The organism is Streptomyces durmitorensis (assembly GCF_023498005.1).
Classification (GTDB): domain Bacteria; phylum Actinomycetota; class Actinomycetes; order Streptomycetales; family Streptomycetaceae; genus Streptomyces; species Streptomyces durmitorensis.
Window position 1 is genome coordinate 5,329,478 of sequence record NZ_CP097289.1, and the last position, 19,912, is coordinate 5,349,389.

Consider the following 19,912-nt stretch of genomic DNA (forward strand, 5'->3'; position numbering starts at 1 on the left):
TTACCGCACCCGTTCCAGGGTCTTCGACACGTTCACGAACCCCTTGCGGGCCGGCACCAGGCGGCCGTCGCGCACCGTCTGGAACGTGACGTTCGCGTTGACCAGGCGCGGGAAGTCGCTCGCCGCGAGCATGTCCTTGAAGCGCCAGCTCAGGGTGGGAGTGAGTCCGCCGGTCTGGACCTTGAGCCCCTGGTCCAGTGCCCGTCGCAGCGTCCGCGCCGAGACCTCGCCGCCGCCGAGCGACTCGACGGCCTGCTTCAGGACGGTGTAGGCGATCCACGTCGTCTGCACGCCCGCGTCCGTCGGGTCGATCCGGTTGTCGCCGAACGCCTGCTGCCGGATGGCCTCGCGCATCTCGTCCCAGCGGGCGTCGCTCGCCGCCGGATACCAGCCGGTGACGTAGGCGCCTTCGTACGGTCCGTTGCCGCCGCCCGTGCGGTCGATGAGGGACTGGTCGACGCTGCCGAGGACGGAGGAGATCTTCGCGGGCGGGTACGCGTCCTCGGTGCGCCGGTAGGAGTCGTAGAACGTGTCCGTGCGCTCGCCGAGCGCCGCGGTCACGCAGCCGCCGGTGCCCGCGCGCTCCAGTGCCTGCTCGGCCTGGGAGGTGAAGTCGGTGCCGTCCTCGGACGCCCGTATGTCGGAGGAGGGCTTGCGGTGGCCCTCGGCGAGGCCCGCGTCCAGGAGCTTGGGGAGATCGTCGCCTGCGATGGTGTCGGGGCGTACGAGGGAGACGCGCTCGCAGCGGGCGGCGAGCTGCCGGCCGTTGCCCGCCATGAGCGCGGGTTCGCCGCCGTTGACGGGGTACGACAGGGGGCTGCTGAACTCCTCGTCGGTGACGCCGTATCCGCCGATGTAGGGGATTCCGGCGACCTGGAGAGGCGAGAGGAAGGACTGGCCGTGCTGGCTGTAGGAGCCGACGACGGCCGAGACCTCCAGGTCGACCGCCTTGCGGGCGCAGTCGGCGGCGCCCACCGGGTCGTTGTGGTCGTTGCAGGTGATGACCTTGAGCTTGTGGCCGTCGAGCCCGCCGTTCGCGTTGACCCAGCGCGCGTAGGCCTGCGCCATCGCGGGGATGCCGGGCTTGTTGGTCGCCTTGGTCTTCTCGGGTGCCCAGGTCATGACGGTCACGGGGTCCTCCCTGGATCCCCCCGTGGATCCAGGGATGACCCCGCACGCGGTGGTCAAGGACGCACACGCCGCCACCAGGGCGATCGCGGTGAGGGATGCGGTCTTGGAGGGGCGGGGGAGCAAGGTGCGTCGCGAGACGGGCATGGTCATGCACGATTCCGCCGCAGTGCCAACCATGGAGTGACGTGCTCTCAACGCATGGTGACAAGAAGGTGAATGGCAGGGGCCGATTCGGCTCCGCGGAGGGGGAACGTACGATCGATGACCGTGCAAGGTTCGGAGAACTCTTCCCGTCGTGGCCGTCGCTCAAGCACCATGGGCGGCATGCCAACGAACGACATGCCATGGTGGCGCTGGCGCAGCAACGTGCGCTCGGCGCTGCACATGCTCTCCGACCCGGGGTTCCAGCGTGAGTGCTGGCTCGCCGGGCGCGACGAGTACGGGGACGTGACCGACGCCGTGTACCGCCTCGTCGAGGACACGTGGCTCGACAACTGGTCCGCCGAGAAGTACGTGGGGACGATCTTCCGCGACGAGGAGGAGGCGGCCCTGGTCGACGCGGCGGTGCTGAGGGTCTTGCGGATCATGCATGAGGTCGGGCCGGACGCGTTGGTGTCCGCCTATCTGGACCACCCGGGGTGGCCGGAGGCGGTCAGGGCGGCGCGGGACGCGCATGTCCGCCTGGCGGCGAGCGACGGGGAGGAGCCTGACGTGCCGCCGCGGACGCTCGAGGTCCTTCGGATCATGACGCGGGCCGGGAGCTGAGCGTCCCGCCGGAATCGCGGTGACGGACCTGCGGGTCTGTGGGGGCTGATCGCGCAACTCCCCGCGCCCCTTACAGGGGCCGCTCCGCGGCGGGTGTCGGTTGTGGGAACCTTGGCTGCATGAATGAGCCGTCCGTCGCCGCGTCCGCCGACCCCGCTGAGCAGTACGTCCTCACCCTCTCCTGCCCGGACAAGCAGGGCATCGTGCACGCCGTGTCGAGTTATCTCTTCATGACCGGGTGCAACATCGAGGACAGCCAGCAGTTCGGCGACCACGACACCGGGCTCTTCTTCATGCGGGTCCACTTCTCGGCGGAGCCGCCGGTGACGCTGGAGAAGCTGCGGGCGAGCTTCGCGGCGATCGGCGACTCCTTCCACATGGACTGGCAGCTGAACCGCGCCGACGACAAGATGCGCGTCGTCCTGCTCGTGTCGAAGTTCGGGCACTGCCTGAACGACCTGCTGTTCCGCTCGCGGATCGGCGCGCTGCCGGTCGAGATCGCGGCGGTCGTCTCGAACCACACGGACTTCGCCGAGCTGGTCGCCTCGTACGACATCCCCTTCCACCACATCCCGGTGACCAAGGACAACAAGGCGGATGCCGAGGCGCAGTTCCTTGAGCTCGTGCGCGCGGAGAACGTGGAGCTCGTCGTCCTCGCCCGCTACATGCAGGTGCTCTCGGACGACCTCTGCAAGCAGCTCAGCGGGCGGATCATCAACATCCACCACTCCTTCCTGCCGAGCTTCAAGGGCGCGAAGCCGTACCACCAGGCGCACGCGCGCGGTGTGAAGCTGATCGGCGCTACCGCGCACTATGTGACGGCGGATCTCGACGAGGGGCCGATCATCGAGCAGGAGGTCGAGCGGGTCGGCCACGACGTCACGCCGAACCAGCTGGTGGCGATCGGCCGTGACGTGGAGTGCCAGGCGCTTGCGCGGGCCGTCAAGTGGCATGCGGAGCGCAGGATTCTGCTCAACGGGCGGCGTACGGTCGTCTTCGCCTGACCTCGGGGTGCCCGGCCTCGGGGTGGGCCTTGAGCGAAGGTCACATCCTGCTCAGTGACGCCGCCGCGAACAGCACGTCCCTGATCGCCTCGCGGTCGCCGACCTGGCCCGCTGCCGCCTCCTCCGGCGACACGTGGCCCGCGGCCAGGCGGCAGAACTCGACGCCGTCCAGTGCGACATGGGCCACCTCACGGTCCGCCGACGCGCTCGCGCCGGGGGAGTCGAGCGGGATGAACCATTCGCCGCCGCCCATGCCCTCGACCTCAAGGCGCAGGCTCCGGCCAGGGGCGCCCGCCGCCACCAGGCCGCGCGACGGGGCGGCGCGCCCCGAGCGGCGGCGCTCGGCGAGCGTGCCGGGGAGCAGCCGGGCGGCGAGGTCGATCATGCGGTGCAGATGGCGCGGGGACGGCGGTTCATAGGGATAGTCCACCGCCTCCGCGATGTCGCCCGCGTGGATCCAGCACTCGAAGGCGCGGTCCACCATCGAGTCCCGCAGCGGCAGCTCGACGCGGCGGCCCTGGTCGTCCGGGGCGCTGTACGGGACGGTGAGGCCGCCCGAGCCGGAGCCGTACGCACCACCCGCCGTGAAGGACACCGTGCGGATCAGCTCGTGGGTCTGCTCGCGCCAGGGGCCGCGCACCGCGCGGGTGGGCGGGAAGTACGAAGCGCGCCAGTACGCCTCGGTGCGCCGGCCCGGGTCGGACTGCGGCGGTGTCTCCCTGCCCAGCGGGTCGTCGAGACCGAGGGCAAGGGCGACCAGGCCGTCGACCGCGAGGAGATGGGCGATCACTCCGGCCACCGTCGTCTTGCGGCTGACGGGGTTGTCCTCGTCGAACCAGCGCAGGCGCACCGGGGCGTGCCACTCCGACTCGCCGATGTCCCGGAGCAGGGCGTCGAGCCGCGCGGTCTCCGCGTCGTACGGAACGGCCCACTCGGGCACCGGGATGCGCGGCGGGCGGCGGCCGAGGCAGCTCTCGATGACGCGGCCCCGCAGGCCCGGGTCGAGGTCGAGGCTCTCCTCCTGATGCAGCAGGCCGACCGCGTCGCGCAGCCGCAGGGCCTCTTCCGCGCAGGGGCCGCAGTGGCCCAGGTGCTCCTCGACGGCGATGGCTTCGTCGACCGAGCAGGCGGCGAGCGCCCAGGCCCCGAGGAGGGACTTCAGGACGCGGTGGTCGAGCGCGAAGGGCAGATCCGGCAAGGGGTTGCCGGTGTCCTCTATGGAGGTGCGTGGCATCGGTATGCGGGGCGGCCGGCGGGAGTCCTTCTGCTCGCCCCGGTCCTGCGCACCGGCGCCGTCGCCGTCGCTCTCGCTCTCGGGGCGGTCCGGTTCCTCGAACGGTTCTTGCCGGTCGGGCCCCTTCACAGCGCTCTCCCGTAACCGGGGTGCGGGCCCGGTGAGGGGTGCGGCTCCGCCGGTCCCGCCGCGTCGTTCGCCGTGGACAGCAGCTGGAGGCCCAGGCGCAGGCGGCGCCGCGCCTCGTCCTCCGTCACGCCGAGGTCGGCGGCCGTCTGGCGGTAGTCCCGGCGCTGGAAGTAGGCGAGCTCAAGGGCGGCGCGCAGCGGGGCGGGCATGGCCGTGACGATGTAGTCAGCGCGGGCGGCGGCGGAGGCGCGGCGCACCTTGCGCTCCAGGTCCTCCATGGTGCCCTCGCCGCCGCGGGCCAGGGCGGCGGACTCGGTCTGGCGCAGCCGCCGGACGGCCTGCTGGTGGGTGAGCGTGGCGACCCAGGAGCGCAGGGGGCCCTGCTTGGGGTCGTACGCGTCGGGGTTCTCCCATATGTGGGCGAAGACCTCGCGGGTGATCCGGTCGGCGGCGTCCTCGTCGCCGAGCACGCGGTGGGCGAGGCCGTGCACGAGCGAGGCGAAGCGGTCGTACAGCTCGCCGAGCGCGGCGGCCTCCCCGTGTGCGAGGCGCTGCTGCATGCGACGGTCCCAGCGACGCGGCGCGTCCTTCGCCATGCGGCCCCCTCTGCGCGTGCCGTTCCTTGCTCGTGCCGACAACTCGTCCGACCTGCTCGTCCCGAGCGACGCGTGCCCGAACTGCGCGTCCCGATCGAAACCCTCCATCGAATGTAGTCGCCACCACCGACAACGCACTCCCTTTACGGCAAAGTGCGCCAGCACCTGGCCTCGGGTGATAGGGACCGGTGTTCCTGGTGTTTCATGGAGAACAGGTGGGGCAGCCGCGAACCTAGGAAGCGTAGGGAAGGCTTCCGCATCGGCGAGCTACGACGAGCGAGCGGTATCAGCGAGCGAGAGGCGTGCGAGTGACGCTGCAGGTGGCCGTGGACGAGCAGGACGGCTGGGCCGTGCTGCGGGTGTCCGGCGAGATGGACCTCGTGACCTCGCCCGTCGTGCGCCAGCGCGTGCACGACGCGGTGGCCGACGGCCGCCACAGCCTTGTCCTCGACCTCTCCGACGTGCTCTTCTGCGACTCCAGCGGCGTCGGCGTGCTCATCGCGACGCGGCGCCTCTTCCGCTCCTGCCAGGGACGCCTGCGTCTGATACTGCCCGCCAAGGGCGCCGAGGACGGCTCCCACGTGAACCGCGTCCTTGCGGCCCTCGGCGTACGCAGGCTCTTCGAGGTCTTCCCGGACGTGGCGGCGGCGGTGGACGACGAGGCGGTCCCGCTCTCCGCGTGACCCCGCCCCGCGCACGTACTCCGTGAAGCGCCACCCCATGACGCTCCCCACGCCTCAGTCCCGCCGGATCAGCTCCGGGTCGATGCGCCGCCCCACCAGCGGCAGCGTCCCCAGGACGGCGAGGACGAGCACCCCGGCCATGGCCGCCACCAGCAGCGGAACCCCGGCCCCGTCCCAGAAGATCTCGCCGCCGCCGGTGACCAGATAGGCGGACTCCGCGAGCTTCCCCGCGACGAGCGCGAGCACCAGGCCCACGGCCAGCGGAAGCACCACCTGCGTGCACTGCACGAGGCGCAGGGTGCGGGCCCGTGCGCCGATCAAGGAGAGCGCGGTGACCTGGGGGCGGCGCTCCACGGCCCGGTCGGTGACGGAGACGAGGAACGCCGCGACGCCGATGACCAGGCCCATCACCATGCCGAGCGCGAGCAGCGTCTCGATGACGGTGATCTGCTGGAGGCCGTCGATGTTGATGCCCGCGGGGTCGACCTCCGCGGTGGGCGCGACGGCGCCGATGCGGTCGAGTACGTCGCGCACGGTGCCGGGGTCCGAGCTGCTCACCAGGACGAGCGTGGCCGCGGCGGGCACGGCGTGCGCGGGGAGCTCGGAGGGCGGCACGAGGAGGCCGGGGCTGGGCAGGTTGGTGACGTCGTACCCGTCGAACAGCACGGCGGCGTCGGGCACATCGACCTTCAGGGAGGTGCGCTTGTCGCCCTGCTTCATCACGTACGTCGAGGTCTTGAGGGGCGACTCGGACACGTTCGGGTCCTGGAGCCGCAGGACCTTGCCCTCCTCGCAGCCCGCCGAGTGCTCGACGAGACGGGCGAGCTGGGCGCAGGTGGCGACCAGGGCGGGGGCCTGCCAGTCGCCGCCCTCCTTGGTGGGGTCGGTGTGCGGATCCATCACGATCGCGTCCGCCCGCACCCCGGGAATCTCCCGCAGCTTCCCCTGCTGGTCCGCGCTGAGCTGCGAGAGCCGCAGGCCGTACTCCTGCACGGGTGAGTCGGACCGGGTGATCTGCTGCTCCTCCACCAGCACGCCCTGTGCGAGCGACGCCGAGAACACGAGGAGCACGAGTCCCGTCACGACACGCATCGCGCTGCCCGGCTCGACCTCGTTGCGCCGCATGGCCAGGCTCAGGGCCAGATGCCCGGAGCGGGCCAGGCGCCTGGCGATGCCGTACGAGAGCAGCGGCATGACCGTCACCAGGCCGAGCCCGGTGAGCAGCACCCCGCCGGGCACCAGGAGGGAGTTGATGCCGGTGCTCTGCGCGGGGTTGTCGGTGAGGCCGGTCGCGCAGTAGCCGATGACGATGCCGAGCCCGGTGACGAGCATGAGGCCGCCCCAGACGCGGGGCGCGCGCGGAGCCGCGGTGCGCCGGGTGCTCAGCGGATTGGTGGCCGCGGCGCGGGCGCTCGCCCGGCCCACGAACCAGGAGAGCGCGGTGCAGCCGATCAGGCAGACGGCGATGGTGGACGCGGAGAGCGCTCCGTCCGCCGGGTACCACTTGAGGCCGGGAAGCCCGGTCCTCGCCATGATCTGGTTCAGGAGCCAGAACTCGGCGAGACCGAGCAGCGCCCCCAGGAACGCGGCGACGACGGTCTCCGCGGCGTTCACGCGCTGTGTGCCCTTGGCGCTCAGACCCAGCAGGCGCAGGGCCGCGAGGCGCCGGTTGCGGCTGGCGGCGGAGAGCTTGGCGCAGACCGAGAGGAAGACGCCGAGCGGCAGCAGCACGAGGGCGGCGAGGGTGAAGCGCAGGATGTCGAGGGTGGACTTCTCGACGGCGGTGGTGGGCGGGTGCTCGGAGCCGAAGCTCTTCAGCGCGCGTGCGTCGTCGCCGAGTTGGTCCCGGGTGGCGCCTACGTAGGCGTACAGCTCGTTCGGGTCGGTCAGGCCCGAGGGGCCGATCAGGCCCTTCTCCTCGCCGGGGAGCAGCCCCTTGAGGCCGGGCTCGCGGCGGAGCTGGTCGTGCAGCGCGGGGGAGACGAACACCTCGCCGGGAGCGGGCAGTTCGCCCAGACCGGGCGGCGGCTGCACGCTGTCGGCGTCCTTGCCCCGGGCGACGAAGACGCGGCTGAACGGCTTCGAGCCGTGCGGGTCGGAGCGCTCCAGGACGAGGGTGGGCTGCCCGGACCTCTTGCCGGCGTGGACCTGCGGGTCGCGGTCGGCGGCCCGGCCGTCGTGGGCGTCCAGGATCGAAGGGATCGTCAGGACGAGCGCGAGGCAGCACACCCCGAGGGAGCCGCCGAGGGTCATCAGGAGGAAACGTACGCGGGTGCCGCGCCCGGAGCCGAACAGGAGCCGCAGGCCGAGCAGGAACTCGCTCATGCGGACGCGCCCTTCGCGGTGAGGACACCGTCGGCCATCGTGTAGTTGCGGTCGGCCTGGGCAGCGACGTTCGCGTCGTGCGTGACCAGGAGGACGGCGGTGCCCTGCGAGCGGGCGAGGCCGAGGAACTCCTTGAGGACGGTGGCGGCGTTGGCGCTGTCCAGGGACCCGGTCGGCTCGTCGGCGAAGACGACGGCAGGGCGGTGCACCAGGGCCCGCGCCACGGCGACACGCTGGCTCTGCCCGCCCGACACCTGCGAGGGTCGCCGCTCGCGCAGGTCGGCGATCCCGAGCCGGTCAAGGACCTCGGCCGCGGCCTTGAGCGCGGGGCGCTTGCGCTGTCCCGCCAGGCGCAGCGGCAGCGCGGTGTTCTCCTCGATGGTCAGCTCGGGGAGCAGCTCGCCGTACTGGAAGACGAAGCCGAAGCGCTCGCGGCGCAGCGCGCTGATGCCCTCGTCGTCGAGCTCGCCGTACGCCTGTCCCTCGAACCGCACCTCACCGCGCGCGGCCGGCAGCACACCGGCGAGGCAGTACAGGAGCGAGGACTTCCCGGAGCCGCTGGCCCCGGTGATCGCCGCGACCTCGCCGCGCGCCAGGGTCAGATGGGCGTCGCGGACGGCGGGAGTGGAGCCGTAGGAGAGGTCGACTCCCGTGGCGCTGAGGACTTCTGACGTACTGATCGGCGTATTGATCGGCGTACTGATCGCTTCCCCCAAGAAGGCGAAGGGCCCGGGGCGGGGGCCCGGGCCCGGCGTGCATGCGTGGCAGCTGGTCAGGGCTGCCGCTTGGTGCCGGTGGTGACTACCGCTTGTAGTGCTTGGTCACCGAGCAGTTGTCCGGGTGGAAGGAGCCCCGGTCACGGCAGGCGCGTATCCAGGCGTCGCTGGTGTAGCGGGCGGCGCCGTCGTACACGAGCTTGTCCTTGTGGACGGTCCGCTTCTGCTTGCCGTTGAACCGGTTCCAGTCGTACCCCTCGACCTTCACCTGCACGTAGACGTTGTGGCCGTCCCCGGCGGAGGTGTCCTGAAGGTCGCCCTTCCAGTGGAAGGCACCGTGGTTGGCGCCCGGCGCCTCGAACTTGTAGTAGCCGTTCTTGAACTTGACGCCGCTGCTCGACAGCGTCGGGATCTTGTGCCACGAGGCGGTCGCCTCGACATCCCCGTTGCCCCCGCTCGCGGTGGCGAAAGCGGTCCCCGCACCCGTCAGAAAGAGCCCTGCCGCGAGGGCGCCGACGGCCAGCTTCCGATTCATTTGTGTTCTCCCGTTTTTGTTGGTCGCCCCTTGTTTGATCAAGGGAGGCAGGAACGTAACACCCCGGTACGACAGGACCAGTTGGGATTTCGTGCGCACGGACTGTCGGGTGCGGCTCACTGTGTGTTCGCTTTGCGCGTACGTAAATGATCTTTGACTTGATCATGTCACTCGGGAGGTTTGGATCACGGAGCGCAGTCGCGTGAAAGCGCAGCCATCTACGGTGCGTGAGGAGAGGTCAAGGGAGACCCAAAAGATCACCAAGGATCGGCTCCTGGTACAACCTCTCTTGTTCCGGTCTTGGCACAAGCGTCGGCTTCCCGCCTCCGGGCGGTCGCCGAACACGTACGCTCGCTGCCAGAGACACCCAGGGAACCCCCTGTGCACACGCACCCAACCGCAGAAGTGAGGCGGCCCGAACACCATGGACAGTGCCGAGTACGAGCGTAAGATCGCGGCCCGTTTCGTCACCTTCGACCAGGATGGCAACGGCTACATCTCCCGCGAGGACTTCAGCACGGCGGCCGCCGCCCTGCTCACCGAGTTCGGCGCGACGGCACGCTCCGAGAAGGGGCAGGCCCTCTACATCGGGGCCGAGGCCTTCTGGCAGGGCATGGCCGGGATCGCCGACCGTGACGGCGACCAGCGGATCACCAAGCCGGAGTTCGTGGGCGGCGCGGTGAAGCGGCTGCGGGACAACCCGGCCCGGTTCGCCGAGATCGCGCGGCCGTTCCTGGACGCCGTGATCGCCGTCGCGGACGGCGACGGCGACGGATCGGTCAGCCCGCAGGAGGTCGAGCGCGTGCTCAAGGCCCTCGGCGTCCCCGCGGACATCGCGAGCGCCGCGGGCGGCTCGCTGGACACCGACGGGGACGGGCGGGTCACGGAGGAGGAGATCGTCGCGGCGTTCGCGGCGTACTTCACCGTTCCCGAGTGAGCACGTCCGTGCGCTAGCCCTGCGTGAAGCGCTCCCGCAGCTTGTACTTGAGCACCTTGCGCAGCGTCTCGTTGCGGGGGAGGGCCTCCACCAGCTCCAGTTGCTCCGGCAGCTTGTGGGTGGAGAGTCCTTCCCCGCGCAGATACGCGGTCACGGCCTTGAGCGTCAGGGCGTCGTGGGCCCCCGGCCGCTGCTCGATCACCGCGCAGACCCGCTCGCCCCGTTCGGGGTCGGGCAGGCCGATCACCGCCGTGTCCCCCACGGCCGGATGCCGGTGGAGCAGGTCCTCGATCTCCTTCGCGGAGATGTTCTCGCCCTTGCGGATGATGATGTCCTTGGCCCGGCCGGTCAGGACCAGATGGCCCGTCGTCCGTACGTGCCCCAGGTCCCCCGTGATCAGGAAGCCGTCCGCGTCGAAGACCCCCGCACTCTGTTTGTGGGGGTCTGGGGGGCTACCCCCGGTAGAACGAGTCAAGTACCCCTGGCAGACCGCCTCCCCGCGCAGCCGCACCTCGCCGTCGACCCCGGCGGGCACCTCCTTGCCCTCGGCGTCCGTGACCCGGATCTCCATGCCCTCCGGCGGCAGCCCCTCCGTCGTCGCCAGGTTCTCGGCGGTGTCGTCCGGCGCGCCCATGGTGATCATCGGCACCTCGGTCATGCCGTAGCCGTGGGTGAGCTGGCAGCCCATTTCGCGTACGACCGCGTGATAGATCTCCGGCGGCTTCGGCGCCCCGCCCCCCGCGAGGAGGCGCAGGGTGGGGATGACCTTCTCGCCGGGCGCCAGCTTGCGCTGCTCGGCGAGGAACATCGAGTAGAACGCGGTCGACCCGCCCGCCACCGTCACGCCGTGCCGCCGGTAGCCCGCCAGCGCGTCCGGCAGCGCGAACTGCTCGAACATCACCGCGGGGAAGCCGTACAGGAGCAGCATCACCGTGTAGTCGGGGCCCGCGATGTGCGCGAAGGGGAACGCCATCGAGCCGACGTCGTCCGCCGAGAGGTGCAGCGCGTGCGCGAGGCAGGAGCCGCCCGCGATCAGTGAACGGTCCGTGTGCAGCACGCCCTTGGGGTCGGACGTCGTGCCCGACGTCCAGTAGATCCAGCGCACGGAAGTGCCGTCGGAGGGCGGCGCGGGCAGCACGGAGGGATCGCCGTCCGGCAGGTCGTCGTACGCGTACGCCTCGAAGATGCCCCGGGCGCCCAGCCGTTCGGCCATCTCCGCGTGGTCGAAGCCGCGCCACACCCCGGGCACGGCGAAGAACTCCGCCTTCGACTCCCGCAGCGCGAAGCCGACTTCGCGGTCGCGGTAGAAGGGGATGACCGGTGACTGGACCGCGCCGATGCGGGCGAGCGCGAAGGAGAGCAGGGCGGTCTCGATGCGGGTGGGCAGCTGCCAGGCGACGACCGTGCCGGGGCGCACGCCCATCCCGTAGAGCCCGGCGGCCACGCGCTCGGAGCGGTCGCGCAGTTCCCCGAAGGTCAGCGTCCTGTCGTCGGCGGCGTCGGGCGCGGCCTGGATGAGGACGGGCGCGTCGGGGGTGAGCGCGGCGCGGCGCTCGATGAGCTCCCAGAGGGTGCGGGACGCTCCCAGCTCGTACGCGGTCTCGTTCTCCGAGGTCCTCATGCGATCCCCTCTGGACGGCCCTGAACTGACGGTGAGTCAGATCGTGCCGAGAGCGTAAGCCTCACCGCCTTGTCGGTCCAGAGGTGCGGGGATAGCCTGCTGCTATCTGACGGGCCATCAGGTATGCCGGAAGGGCCGGAGAGACGACCGGAGGAGACGGACGTGGACCTCACGTACACGCAGGAGGAGGAATCCTTCCGGGCGGGCCTGCGGGAGTGGCTGGCCCGGACACTTCCCCAACTCCCACCGCGCCCCGACCCGTTGGACTGGCCGGGGCGCCGCGCGTACGACATGGGGTGGCAGCGCAGGCTGTACGACGCCGGGTACGCGGGGCTGCACTGGCCCGTGGACGCGGGCGGGCGGGGAGCCACCCCCACCCAGCACCTCATCTTCCTGGAGGAGACGGAGAAGGCGGGCGCGCCCTACGTGGGGGCGAACTTCGTCGGCCTCCTGCACGCGGGGCCGACCATCGCGTCCGAGGGGACGGCCGAGCAGCGCGCCCGATGGCTGCCGCCGGTCCTGCGCGGCGACGAGGTGTGGTGCCAGGGGTTCAGCGAGCCGGACGCGGGCTCCGACCTCGCGTCGCTGCGCACGCGCGCGTGGCGCGACGGCGACGACTACGTGGTGAGCGGCTCCAAGATCTGGACCTCGCACGCCGAGGTCGCCGACTGGTGCGAGCTCCTCGTGCGGACGACCCCGGTCAGCGATGACGTGCCCAAGCACCGCGGCATCTCGTGGCTCGCGATGCCGATGGACGCCCCGGGGATCACGGTCCGTCCGCTGCGCACGCTCGCGGGATCGACCGAGTTCGCCGAGGTGTTCCTCGACGAGGTGCGGGTGCCGGTCGCCAACCGCGTCGGCGCGGAGAACGACGGCTGGCGCGTGACGATGGTGACCCTGTCGTACGAGCGCGGCACGGCCTTCGTGGGGGAGGTCGTCGCCTGCCGGCGGGTCCTGGGCGATCTCGCGCGCGAGGCCCGCAAGAACGGCCGCTGGGACGACGCGGTGCTGCGGCGCAGGCTCGGCAGGCTGAGCGCCGAGTTCGGGGCGCTGTGGCGGCTCACGCAGTGGAACGTCAGCGAGTCGCAGCGGGCGGGGAGCGGAGTGCCGGGGGTCGGCGGGTCCGTCTTCAAGCTGCGGTACTCGCACGCCCGCCAGGAGCTGTACGAGGCCGCGGGCGAGGTCCTCGGGCCCGCGGGCGCGCTCGACCTGGGCCACGAGTGGACCCTGGACCGGCTCTCCTCGCTCTCGTACACGATCGCCGCAGGGACCTCGCAGATCCAGCAGAACATCGTGGCCGAGCGGATACTCGGCCTCCCGAAGGGGCGGTGAGGGGGCGCATGGACTTCCAACTGACCGAGGACCAGCGGGCGTTGCGGGACGGGGTGCGGGAGATCCTGGAAGGGAGGTTCGACGGAGCCGCGCTGCGGGGCGCGGCGGACTCCGGGCCCCCTTCGCTGGACCGGGCCCTGTGGCGGGAGCTCGGGGACGCCGGGTTCTTCTCGCTGCGGGTGCCGGAGGCGGAGGGCGGGGTCGGACTGGGGCTTGCGGAGGCCGTGTTGGCCTTCGAGGAGGCGGGGCGTGCGCTGCTTCCCGGGCCGCTGGTGGCGACGTTCCTCGCGGCGGGGGAAGTCGCGGGCGCGGCGCAGGGGACGACCGTGGTGACGGCTGCCTCGGGCGGGCTCGTGCCCTGGCTGGAGGAGGCGGACGTGGTGCGGGGGGATGTGTCCGGGGCTGTTCCGCTGCGGTCCGTCGATCCGCTGACGCCGCTGCATCGGGTGCCCGGCGACGGTGGTGAGGGCGGGGCGGCGGACGCGGAGGGTGACCTGCTGATCGCAGCGGAGCAGCTCGGCAGCGCGGGGAAGACCTGCGAGATGGCCGTCCGTTATGCCCGTGAACGTACGCAATTCGGGCAGGCCATCGGGGCCTTCCAGGCCGTCAAGCACCTCTGCGCGCAGATGCTCGTCCGCGCCGAGGTCGCCCGCGCCGCCGTGTACGCCGCGTCCGTCACCGGTGACGGTGCGGAGATCGCGGGCGCCAAGCTGCTCGCCGACGAGGCGGCGGTGCGCAACGCGCGGGACTGTCTTCAGGTGCACGGCGGAATGGGGTTCACCTGGGAAGCCGATGTGCATCTGCATCTGAAGCGGGCCTGGGTGCGGGAAGGACTCGGGCGGTCGGCGGCTCGCGCGGAGGAGGAGCTGGCTGCGGCGCTGTGAGCCTGTGGGGCTCGGCGGGGTCCGTGGGGCCTTTGGGGTCCCTGGGGCGGGGGAATTGCCCTGGGGCGGATGCGCGGAGAGTGATCGACTTGCCGGGTCCCCGAAGTGGGGGGAGGCTACTGAGCGTCGATATCGGGTTGTGTCCTAGGCGTGACTCGTCACGGCATGGAGTCGGGCTTCCGCTCCGGTACCTTGTGTGAGATGCGAGTGGTTCTGAGGTCGAGCCATGCCGGTGTTGCCCCTGAGGCGGCGCCGGGCCCGGCAATGCGTGCCGTTCGCAGTGCAGGAGGGGGCTGTATGCCCGCCTGTTCGACCCCCCGCAGCGCGCGTCGCACAGTATGCCGCACGCGTACTCCTTCGCGCTGGAATATGCCTGAAGCGCTTGTTGGGGTGACTGAACGTCAACCATGCTGTCTCTCAAGGGGATCACGTTCCGTGACCCTGTGGAGTCGCGAGGCGATGTGTCCGCCGGTTCGGATGGTGTGAGCGGTGCAGGTGCTTCAAGTTCAGCTGGAGGTCAGGCCTGACCCCGCGGAGGTGGGGCGGGCCCGAAGGTGGGCGCGTTCGCGGCTCGCCTGTTCCGGGATAGGGGTGGATGAGCCACTGGCCGAGACGCTGATCCTCTTGATCTCGGAGCTGGTCACCAACGCGGTGGTGCACACGGGCTGTCCGGCTGTCCTGCGCATGCGGCTCCCGGACGCCCCCGACGTCGCCGAGAAGGCCGCGGACGCTTCGGGCTCCTCGGGCGCTGCGGGAGCCGCGGGAGCGGGCCCCGGGACGGTGCGCGTCGAGGTCGCCGATGCCAGCGCATGTCCGCCGAAGCAACGGCACGCGGACGGTGACGCGACCAACGGCCGGGGCCTCGAACTCGTCGACGGCCTCGCCGATCGCTGGGGCTGGCAGACCGAGGGCGCGGGCAAGAGCATCTGGTGCGAGGTGGACCGGTGCGAGCCGGGGGTCTCGGCGGTCGCGTTCGAGGGGACGACGTACGAAGACGTCGCGTACGAAGCGGTCTGACGAAGCCTCTGAACGTCACTTGTCCGTGGTGGGCGCCCGCATGCGCCGTCACATGCCACGATGCGCGGCCGTGCGCGGTCCGAACAAAAGCGGCATAATTCATTAATCACCGGACGGGTGTTGACGTAACGTGTCCGATTGATCACGCTTGTGTGCAGCGATTCGCCGCGAGGGGACGTCGAGGGACGGTGGTCCGTGGCCTGCGGCCCGTGGCCCGGTCCTCGACGAGATGTGGGTCGCCAGTCGGCGCCGGTCCCTTCGTGGCCGTGGAAGGCAGGACTTGCGCGCCGGAGCCGGATGGCGGCGCGTGCGGCAACGCGCTCGGGGCGGGAGCCGGGGCGCCGCCATCCGAAGGCTCACAGGGTGTGTGGGGCGGGACTCACAGAATCGCGACCGGGGCCACGGGTGTTCCGGTGCCGCCGATGAACGGCTCGGGCATCGCGGAGAGCAGGAAGCTGTAGCGGGAAACTTCTGCACAGGCTGTGGACAACTTTTCCAGATTCCAGTTCTGACCCTGCAGCATCCCCATCTCGACCAGGTCGAGCGCGTGTACGGGCAGCCAGAGGTTCTCGATCTCGGGCGGGAAGATCTCGAAGGTCAGGGTGTCGTTGGCGACCGCCGCGACATCGCGCGCGTGGAACCACTCCGGGGTGCGGATCGAGAGGCCGGGGGACGGATAGCCGTACGCGTGCTTGTCGCCCGCCAGGTAGGTCTGGATCTGCCCGGTGCGTACGAGGACGATGTCGCCGGCGCGGACGGTGAGCCCCGCGAACTCCTCGGCCTCCGCGAGGTCTTCGGGGGTGACCGCGTGGTCGCCGGGCAGTCGGTCGACGCCCTTGGCGCGGGCGACGTCGAGCAGGACGCCGCGCGAGACGAGGTGCGGCACCTTGTCGATGCCGCTGAACCGGGCGCCGGTGTGGGCGGTGATGCTGTCCGCCGGGCGGCCGTTGTAGATCTTCCCCGAGTGCGCGGCGTGGGTCAGCGCGTCCCAGTGGGTGGCCGTCTGCAGGCCCATGGTGACCGCGTCGTCGCTGGTGGCGACCGTGCCGGGGCCGAAGAGCTCCTGGTTGATCTGCACCATCGTGTGGAGGGGGTTGATCCTGCCGGGTATCAGGCCCGTCTGGACGCCGTCCTCCTTGAGGGGCAGGGCGAGCGGGATGCGGCGGCCGGTGCGGATGCCGGCGGCGGCCTCGCGTACGACCTCGTCGGTGATGAGGTTGAGCGTGCCGATCTCGTCGTCCGGGCCCCAACGGCCCCAGTTGTTCACGCGTTTGGCGATGTCGTGGAACTCGGGCGGCAGGGCGGAGGGGGTGGTGGTGTCTGTGGTTGCCGAGTCTGACATGGGTCCTCCCCGGGGCTTGTCTTTGGGTATCTGACGGGTCATAGAATATAACGGTCCGTCAGAAACCGCGGGAAGGGGCCGGACGTGGGGAACTTCTTGGCAGGCAAGGTGGTTGCCGTGACCGGTGCCGGGCGCGGCATCGGCAGGGCGGTCGCGCTGGCCGCCGCAGCCGAGGGCGCGAAGGTGATCGTGAACGACTACGGCGTCTCCATGGAGGGTGTCGAACCGACCAGTGAGATAGCCGACGGCGTGGTCAAGGAGATCCAGGCGGCGGGCGGCGAGGCCGTCGCCGTGGCCGACGACATCTCGACCATGGCGGGCGGGCAGCGGATCGTGGACGTCGCGCTCGCGGAGTACGGACGCATCGACGGCGTCGTGTGCGTCGCCGGGATCCTGCGCGAGCGGATGCTCTTCAACATGTCCGAGCAGGAGTGGGACCCGGTTCTCGCCACGCACCTGAAGGGCACGTTCACCGTCTTCCGTGCCGCATCGGCGGTCATGCGCAAGCAGGGCACGGGCACGCTGATCGGCTTCACCAGCGGCAACCACCAGGGGTCGGTCGCGCAGGCCAACTACAGCGCGGCCAAGGGCGGGATCATCTCGCTGGTGCGCAGCGCGGCCCTCGGCCTGAACAAGTACGGGGTGACGGCGAACGCGGTCGCGCCCGTCGCGCGGACGCGGATGTCGGCGAACGTGCCCATGGAGCTGAAGGAGATCGGGGAGCCGGAGGACGTGGCCGCGCTGGTCACGTATCTGCTGAGCGACCGGGCGCGGGAGGAGAGGATCACCGGGCAGGTCTACACGGTCGCGGGCCCGAAGATCGCCGTGTGGGCGCAGCCGCGTGAGCTGCGGGCCGGGTACGTCGAGGGCGGCTGGACCCCGGAGAAGATCGCCGACTTCCTGCCGGGGACGGTGGGGGTCGACCCGATGCCGATGCTGGCGCAGCTGGAGGCGATGGCGAAGGCCGCCGCCGCCAAAGACCGGCCGAACGCGTAGGCGGCGGGGCGGTGGAGTTCGGATTCGGCCCTGAGGACGAGGAGTTCCGCGCGGAGGCGCGCTCCTGGCTCGGCGAGCATCTGGCGGGGGTGTTCGCCGGTGCGGTGGGGCGGGGCGGGCCTGGGAGTGAGCACGAGGGGGCGGGGGAACGGCGGGCCTGGGAGCGGGAGTTGGGGCGGGGTGGGTGGATCGGGATCGGGTGGGAGGGGGTGTTGATTCGGGTGCGGGTCTGGGTTCGGGTGCGGGCTCGGGGGAGTACGGGAATCGGCGGGCGACTCTGACCCAGCAGGTCGTGTGGGCCGAGGAGTACGCGCGGGCACGGGCCCCCGGACGCTACGGCCACATCGGCGAGAACCTGCTGGCCCCCACGCTCCTGGCTCACGGCACACAGGAGCAGCGGGACGAGTTCCTGCCGCCCATCGCACGCGGGGAGACGCTGTGGTGCCAGGGGTACAGCGAGCCCGGGGCCGGGTCGGACCTGGCGGGGCTGCGGACGGTGGCGGTGCGGGAGGGTGACGCGTACCGGGTTACCGGGCAGAAGATCTGGACTTCGCTGGCCCATGAGGCGGACTGGTGCTTTGTGCTTGCGCGGACCGAGGCGGGGTCCGTCGGGCACCGGGGAATCTCCTTCCTGCTGGTCCCGATGGACCAGCCAGGGCGTGTCGAGGTGCGGCCCATACGGCAGTTGACGGGCACGAGCGAGTTCAACGAAGTCTTCTTCGACGGGGCGGTCGCGCGTGCCTCGCACGTGGTGGGCGGCGTCGGCAACGGGTGGCGCGTGGCCATGGGGCTGCTCGGGTTCGAGCGGGGGGTCTCCACGCTCGTGCAGCAGATCGGGTTCGCGGAGGAGCTGGGGGGCGTTGTGCGGGAGGCGGTCGAGCGTGGGGCCGTCGAGGATCCCGTGCTGCGGGATCGGCTCGTACGCCAGTGGGCGGAGTTGCGGGTCATGCGGTGGAACGCGCTGCGTACGTTGGGAAGTTCGGGAGGCTCGGGCAGTTCGGGTGGTTCGGGTGACGGCGTGGGCGCGCCGAGTGTGGCCAAGCTGCTGTGGGGCGGGTGGCATCAGCGGCTGGGGGAGCTGGCCATGGGGGTGCGGGGGGCCGTGGGTGCCGTCGGCCCCGGGGACTGGAGCGAGAGCGCTCCGTACGAACTGGACGCCCTGCAGCGGCTCTTCCTCTTCACGCGGGCCGACACCATCTACGGCGGCTCGGACGAGATTCAGCGGAACATCATCGCCGAGCGTGTGCTCGGCCTGCCGAGGGAGGCGCGATGAGGGGTGTCGTTTTCGACAGGAGCAGGGCCGAGGGGAGCAGGGTCGAGGTCGTCGACGACCTTGAGATACGGGATCCGGGGCCGGGGGAGGTGCTGGTCGGGATCAAGGCCGCGGGGCTGTGCCACAGCGACCTCTCGGTGATCGACGGGACCATTCCCTTCCCTTCGCCGGTGGTGCTCGGGCATGAAGGGGCGGGGGTGGTGGAGGCCGTCGGTGCGGGGGTGACGCATGTGGGGGTCGGGGATCACGTGGCGCTTTCGACCATCGCCAGCTGCGGGACCTGCGGGGAGTGCAACCGGGGGCGGCCGACGATGTGCCGGCGCGCGATCGGGATGCCGGAGCAGCCGTTCTCGCGGGGCGGTAGGCCGATCCATCAGTTCGCGGCGAACTCCGCCTTCGCGGAACGCACGGTGGTGAAGGCCGTGCAGGCCGTGAAGATCCCGGAGGACATTCCGCTGACGTCGGCGGCGTTGATCGGATGCGGGGTGGTGACGGGGGTCGGTGCCGCCTTGAACCGCGCGAAGGTGGACCGCGGGGACAGCGTGGTGGTGATCGGGACCGGGGGGATCGGGCTCAACGTGTTGCAGGGGGCGAGGATCGGCGGGGCGACGCGGATCGTGGCCGTGGATGCGAACCCTGAGAAGGAGGGGGTGGCGCGGCAGTTCGGGGCCACGCACTTCTTCTCGTCGGCGGAGGCTGAGGGTGTGCGGGAGCTTCTGCCGACGGGGGCGGACCACGTCTTCGAGTGCGTGGGCCGGGTCGAGCTGATCCGCCAGGCGATCGACCTCCTTGACCGGCATGGGCAGGCGGTGCTGCTCGGCGTGCCGCCGGCCACGGCCGAGGCGTCGTTCCTGGTCTCGTCCCTGTTCCTGGACAAGTCGATCCTGGGCTGCCGCTACGGTTCGGCGCGGCCGCAGCGGGACTTCGCGCTGTACGCGGAGCTGTACCGGGAGGGGCGGCTGCTGCTCGACGAATTGGTGACGGAGACGTACCCGGTGGAGGACTTCGCGAAGGCGGTGGGGGATGCGGAGGCGGGGCGGGTGGCGCGGGGGGTGTTGACGTTCTGAGTCCTGCCTGCCTGCCTGCCTGCCTGGCGGGTGCGGGTGCGGGTGCGGGTGCGGGTGCCGGTGCCGGTGCCGGTGCCGGTGCGGTGTTGGTCCGTCTGTGGGGCGGGGCCGCGCCGGTATGTCCGTCCTCGCTATCGTCCGGTGGCCGAGCGGTTGCTTCGCTGCTGGAGCGCCGCGAACCGTGCTCCGGGCGGACATACCGGCACGTCCCCTCACGAGCGCTCCCGACTGCGGGTACGTGAGGGCCGACCTCCCCGGCCGGGGCCCGCCCCCACCTGAGCGAACCACCCACGCCGGCACCCGGGTTCGCGACACGTCGACGCCG

17 protein-coding genes and 1 pseudogene are annotated in these 19,912 nt (G+C 71.1%); 10 read left to right on the forward strand and 8 right to left on the reverse strand.

Annotation, left to right across the window (positions count from 1 at the left end; genetic code table 11):
* The gene (locus M4V62_RS24015) at nt 1-1,275 is read right to left on the reverse strand and encodes an ABC transporter substrate-binding protein (RefSeq protein WP_249592963.1); all 1,275 of its coding nucleotides are present in this window, start codon (nt 1,273-1,275) and stop codon (nt 1-3) included.
* Between the two features lie 117 nt (nt 1,276-1,392).
* Here M4V62_RS24015 and M4V62_RS24020 point away from each other — a divergent pair, with 117 nt between their 5' ends.
* Both M4V62_RS24020 and purU read left to right on the forward strand, forming a co-directional pair.
* On the forward strand, nt 1,393-1,896 hold the full coding sequence (locus tag M4V62_RS24020; RefSeq protein WP_249589288.1) for an SCO4402 family protein: 504 nt from the start codon (nt 1,393-1,395) through the stop codon (nt 1,894-1,896).
* A 119-nt stretch (nt 1,897-2,015) separates the two neighbouring features.
* On the forward strand, nt 2,016-2,900 hold the full coding sequence (gene purU / locus M4V62_RS24025; RefSeq protein WP_249589289.1) for a formyltetrahydrofolate deformylase: 885 nt from the start codon (nt 2,016-2,018) through the stop codon (nt 2,898-2,900).
* Nucleotides 2,901-2,940: 40 nt separating this feature from the next.
* On the opposite strand, the gene M4V62_RS24030 is transcribed toward purU, so the two are convergent.
* Both M4V62_RS24030 and M4V62_RS24035 read right to left on the reverse strand, forming a co-directional pair.
* Nucleotides 2,941-4,263 (reverse strand): maleylpyruvate isomerase mycothiol-dependent enzyme family protein, encoded by a 1,323-nt coding sequence (locus tag M4V62_RS24030; protein ID WP_249589290.1) that lies wholly within the window; start codon nt 4,261-4,263, stop codon nt 2,941-2,943.
* Complete coding sequence (locus tag M4V62_RS24035; RefSeq protein WP_249589291.1) at nt 4,260-4,859, reverse strand: sigma-70 family RNA polymerase sigma factor; 600 nt, start codon at nt 4,857-4,859, stop codon at nt 4,260-4,262. Before M4V62_RS24035 ends, M4V62_RS24030 begins: the two co-directional genes overlap by 4 nt.
* Before the next feature lie 308 nt (nt 4,860-5,167).
* Between M4V62_RS24035 and M4V62_RS24040 the strand changes: the two genes are divergently transcribed.
* Nucleotides 5,168-5,542, forward strand: coding sequence for an STAS domain-containing protein (locus M4V62_RS24040; RefSeq protein ID WP_249589292.1), 375 nt, complete (start codon nt 5,168-5,170; stop codon nt 5,540-5,542).
* Nucleotides 5,543-5,596: 54 nt separating this feature from the next.
* On the opposite strand, the gene M4V62_RS24045 is transcribed toward M4V62_RS24040, so the two are convergent.
* The 3 genes from M4V62_RS24045 to M4V62_RS24055 all read right to left on the reverse strand — a co-directional run bounded on the left by M4V62_RS24045 (nt 5,597) and on the right by M4V62_RS24055 (nt 9,118).
* Nucleotides 5,597-7,867: an ABC transporter permease family protein gene (locus tag M4V62_RS24045; protein ID WP_249589293.1), complete on the reverse strand. Its 2,271-nt coding sequence runs from the start codon at nt 7,865-7,867 to the stop codon at nt 5,597-5,599.
* The gene (locus M4V62_RS24050) at nt 7,864-8,583 is read right to left on the reverse strand and encodes an ABC transporter ATP-binding protein (protein ID WP_249589294.1); all 720 of its coding nucleotides are present in this window, start codon (nt 8,581-8,583) and stop codon (nt 7,864-7,866) included. The genes M4V62_RS24045 and M4V62_RS24050 overlap by 4 nt, the downstream gene beginning before the upstream one ends.
* Before the next feature lie 85 nt (nt 8,584-8,668).
* Entirely contained in the window at nt 8,669-9,118 is a 450-nt protein-coding gene (locus M4V62_RS24055) for a hypothetical protein (RefSeq protein WP_249589295.1), read from the reverse strand.
* A 424-nt stretch (nt 9,119-9,542) separates the two neighbouring features.
* Here M4V62_RS24055 and M4V62_RS24060 point away from each other — a divergent pair, with 424 nt between their 5' ends.
* On the forward strand, nt 9,543-10,055 hold the full coding sequence (locus tag M4V62_RS24060; protein WP_249589296.1) for an EF-hand domain-containing protein: 513 nt from the start codon (nt 9,543-9,545) through the stop codon (nt 10,053-10,055).
* 13 nt (nt 10,056-10,068) lie between these two features.
* Here the strand turns inward: M4V62_RS24060 and M4V62_RS24065 are convergent, their stop codons facing one another.
* Nucleotides 10,069-11,676, reverse strand: a complete 1,608-nt coding sequence (locus M4V62_RS24065) for an AMP-binding protein (RefSeq protein ID WP_249589297.1) — start codon at nt 11,674-11,676, stop codon at nt 10,069-10,071.
* Nucleotides 11,677-11,838: 162 nt separating this feature from the next.
* Here M4V62_RS24065 and M4V62_RS24070 point away from each other — a divergent pair, with 162 nt between their 5' ends.
* From M4V62_RS24070 to M4V62_RS24080, 3 genes are all read left to right on the forward strand, one after another.
* Nucleotides 11,839-13,008 (forward strand): acyl-CoA dehydrogenase family protein, encoded by a 1,170-nt coding sequence (locus M4V62_RS24070; RefSeq protein WP_249589298.1) that lies wholly within the window; start codon nt 11,839-11,841, stop codon nt 13,006-13,008.
* An 8-nt stretch (nt 13,009-13,016) separates the two neighbouring features.
* Nucleotides 13,017-13,892 carry an acyl-CoA dehydrogenase family protein gene (locus tag M4V62_RS24075; protein WP_249589299.1) on the forward strand — a complete coding sequence of 292 codons (876 nt, stop codon included), beginning with the start codon at nt 13,017-13,019 and terminating at the stop codon, nt 13,890-13,892.
* 489 nt (nt 13,893-14,381) lie between these two features.
* Nucleotides 14,382-14,909 carry an ATP-binding protein gene (locus M4V62_RS24080; protein ID WP_249589300.1) on the forward strand — a complete coding sequence of 176 codons (528 nt, stop codon included), beginning with the start codon at nt 14,382-14,384 and terminating at the stop codon, nt 14,907-14,909.
* Between the two features lie 379 nt (nt 14,910-15,288).
* Here the strand turns inward: M4V62_RS24080 and M4V62_RS24085 are convergent, their stop codons facing one another.
* Nucleotides 15,289-16,251: a cyclase family protein gene (locus M4V62_RS24085; protein ID WP_249589301.1), complete on the reverse strand. Its 963-nt coding sequence runs from the start codon at nt 16,249-16,251 to the stop codon at nt 15,289-15,291.
* A gap of 84 nt (nt 16,252-16,335) precedes the next feature.
* On the opposite strand from M4V62_RS24085, the gene M4V62_RS24090 reads away from it, so the two are divergent.
* From M4V62_RS24090 to M4V62_RS24100, 3 genes and pseudogenes are all read left to right on the forward strand, one after another.
* A complete protein-coding gene (locus M4V62_RS24090) occupies nt 16,336-17,247 on the forward strand; it encodes an SDR family oxidoreductase (RefSeq protein ID WP_249589302.1) in 912 nt (303 codons plus the stop codon).
* An 11-nt stretch (nt 17,248-17,258) separates the two neighbouring features.
* Nucleotides 17,259-18,520 (forward strand): annotated as a pseudogene (locus tag M4V62_RS24095) (acyl-CoA dehydrogenase family protein).
* Complete coding sequence (locus tag M4V62_RS24100) at nt 18,517-19,587, forward strand: Zn-dependent alcohol dehydrogenase (RefSeq protein ID WP_249589303.1); 1,071 nt, start codon at nt 18,517-18,519, stop codon at nt 19,585-19,587. Before M4V62_RS24095 ends, M4V62_RS24100 begins: the two are co-directional and overlap by 4 nt.
* The last annotated feature ends 325 nt before the right edge of the window (nt 19,588-19,912 follow it).

What these genes read in the sequence shown, in the direction of transcription:
- M4V62_RS24065 (WP_249589297.1), bottom strand. Translation starts at nt 11,676, where the DNA reads ATGAGGACCTCGGAGAACGAGACCGCGTACGAGCTGGGAGCGTCCCGC.
- M4V62_RS24100 (WP_249589303.1), top strand. Translation starts at nt 18,517, where the DNA reads ATGAGGGGTGTCGTTTTCGACAGGAGCAGGGCCGAGGGGAGCAGGGTC.
- M4V62_RS24020 (WP_249589288.1), top strand. Translation starts at nt 1,393, where the DNA reads ATGACCGTGCAAGGTTCGGAGAACTCTTCCCGTCGTGGCCGTCGCTCA.
- purU (WP_249589289.1), top strand. Translation starts at nt 2,016, where the DNA reads ATGAATGAGCCGTCCGTCGCCGCGTCCGCCGACCCCGCTGAGCAGTAC.
- M4V62_RS24035 (WP_249589291.1), bottom strand. Translation starts at nt 4,859, where the DNA reads ATGGCGAAGGACGCGCCGCGTCGCTGGGACCGTCGCATGCAGCAGCGC.
- M4V62_RS24015 (WP_249592963.1), bottom strand. Translation starts at nt 1,275, where the DNA reads ATGCCCGTCTCGCGACGCACCTTGCTCCCCCGCCCCTCCAAGACCGCA.
- M4V62_RS24055 (WP_249589295.1), bottom strand. Translation starts at nt 9,118, where the DNA reads ATGAATCGGAAGCTGGCCGTCGGCGCCCTCGCGGCAGGGCTCTTTCTG.
- M4V62_RS24085 (WP_249589301.1), bottom strand. Translation starts at nt 16,251, where the DNA reads ATGTCAGACTCGGCAACCACAGACACCACCACCCCCTCCGCCCTGCCG.
- M4V62_RS24045 (WP_249589293.1), bottom strand. Translation starts at nt 7,867, where the DNA reads ATGAGCGAGTTCCTGCTCGGCCTGCGGCTCCTGTTCGGCTCCGGGCGC.
- M4V62_RS24060 (WP_249589296.1), top strand. Translation starts at nt 9,543, where the DNA reads ATGGACAGTGCCGAGTACGAGCGTAAGATCGCGGCCCGTTTCGTCACC.
- M4V62_RS24075 (WP_249589299.1), top strand. Translation starts at nt 13,017, where the DNA reads ATGGACTTCCAACTGACCGAGGACCAGCGGGCGTTGCGGGACGGGGTG.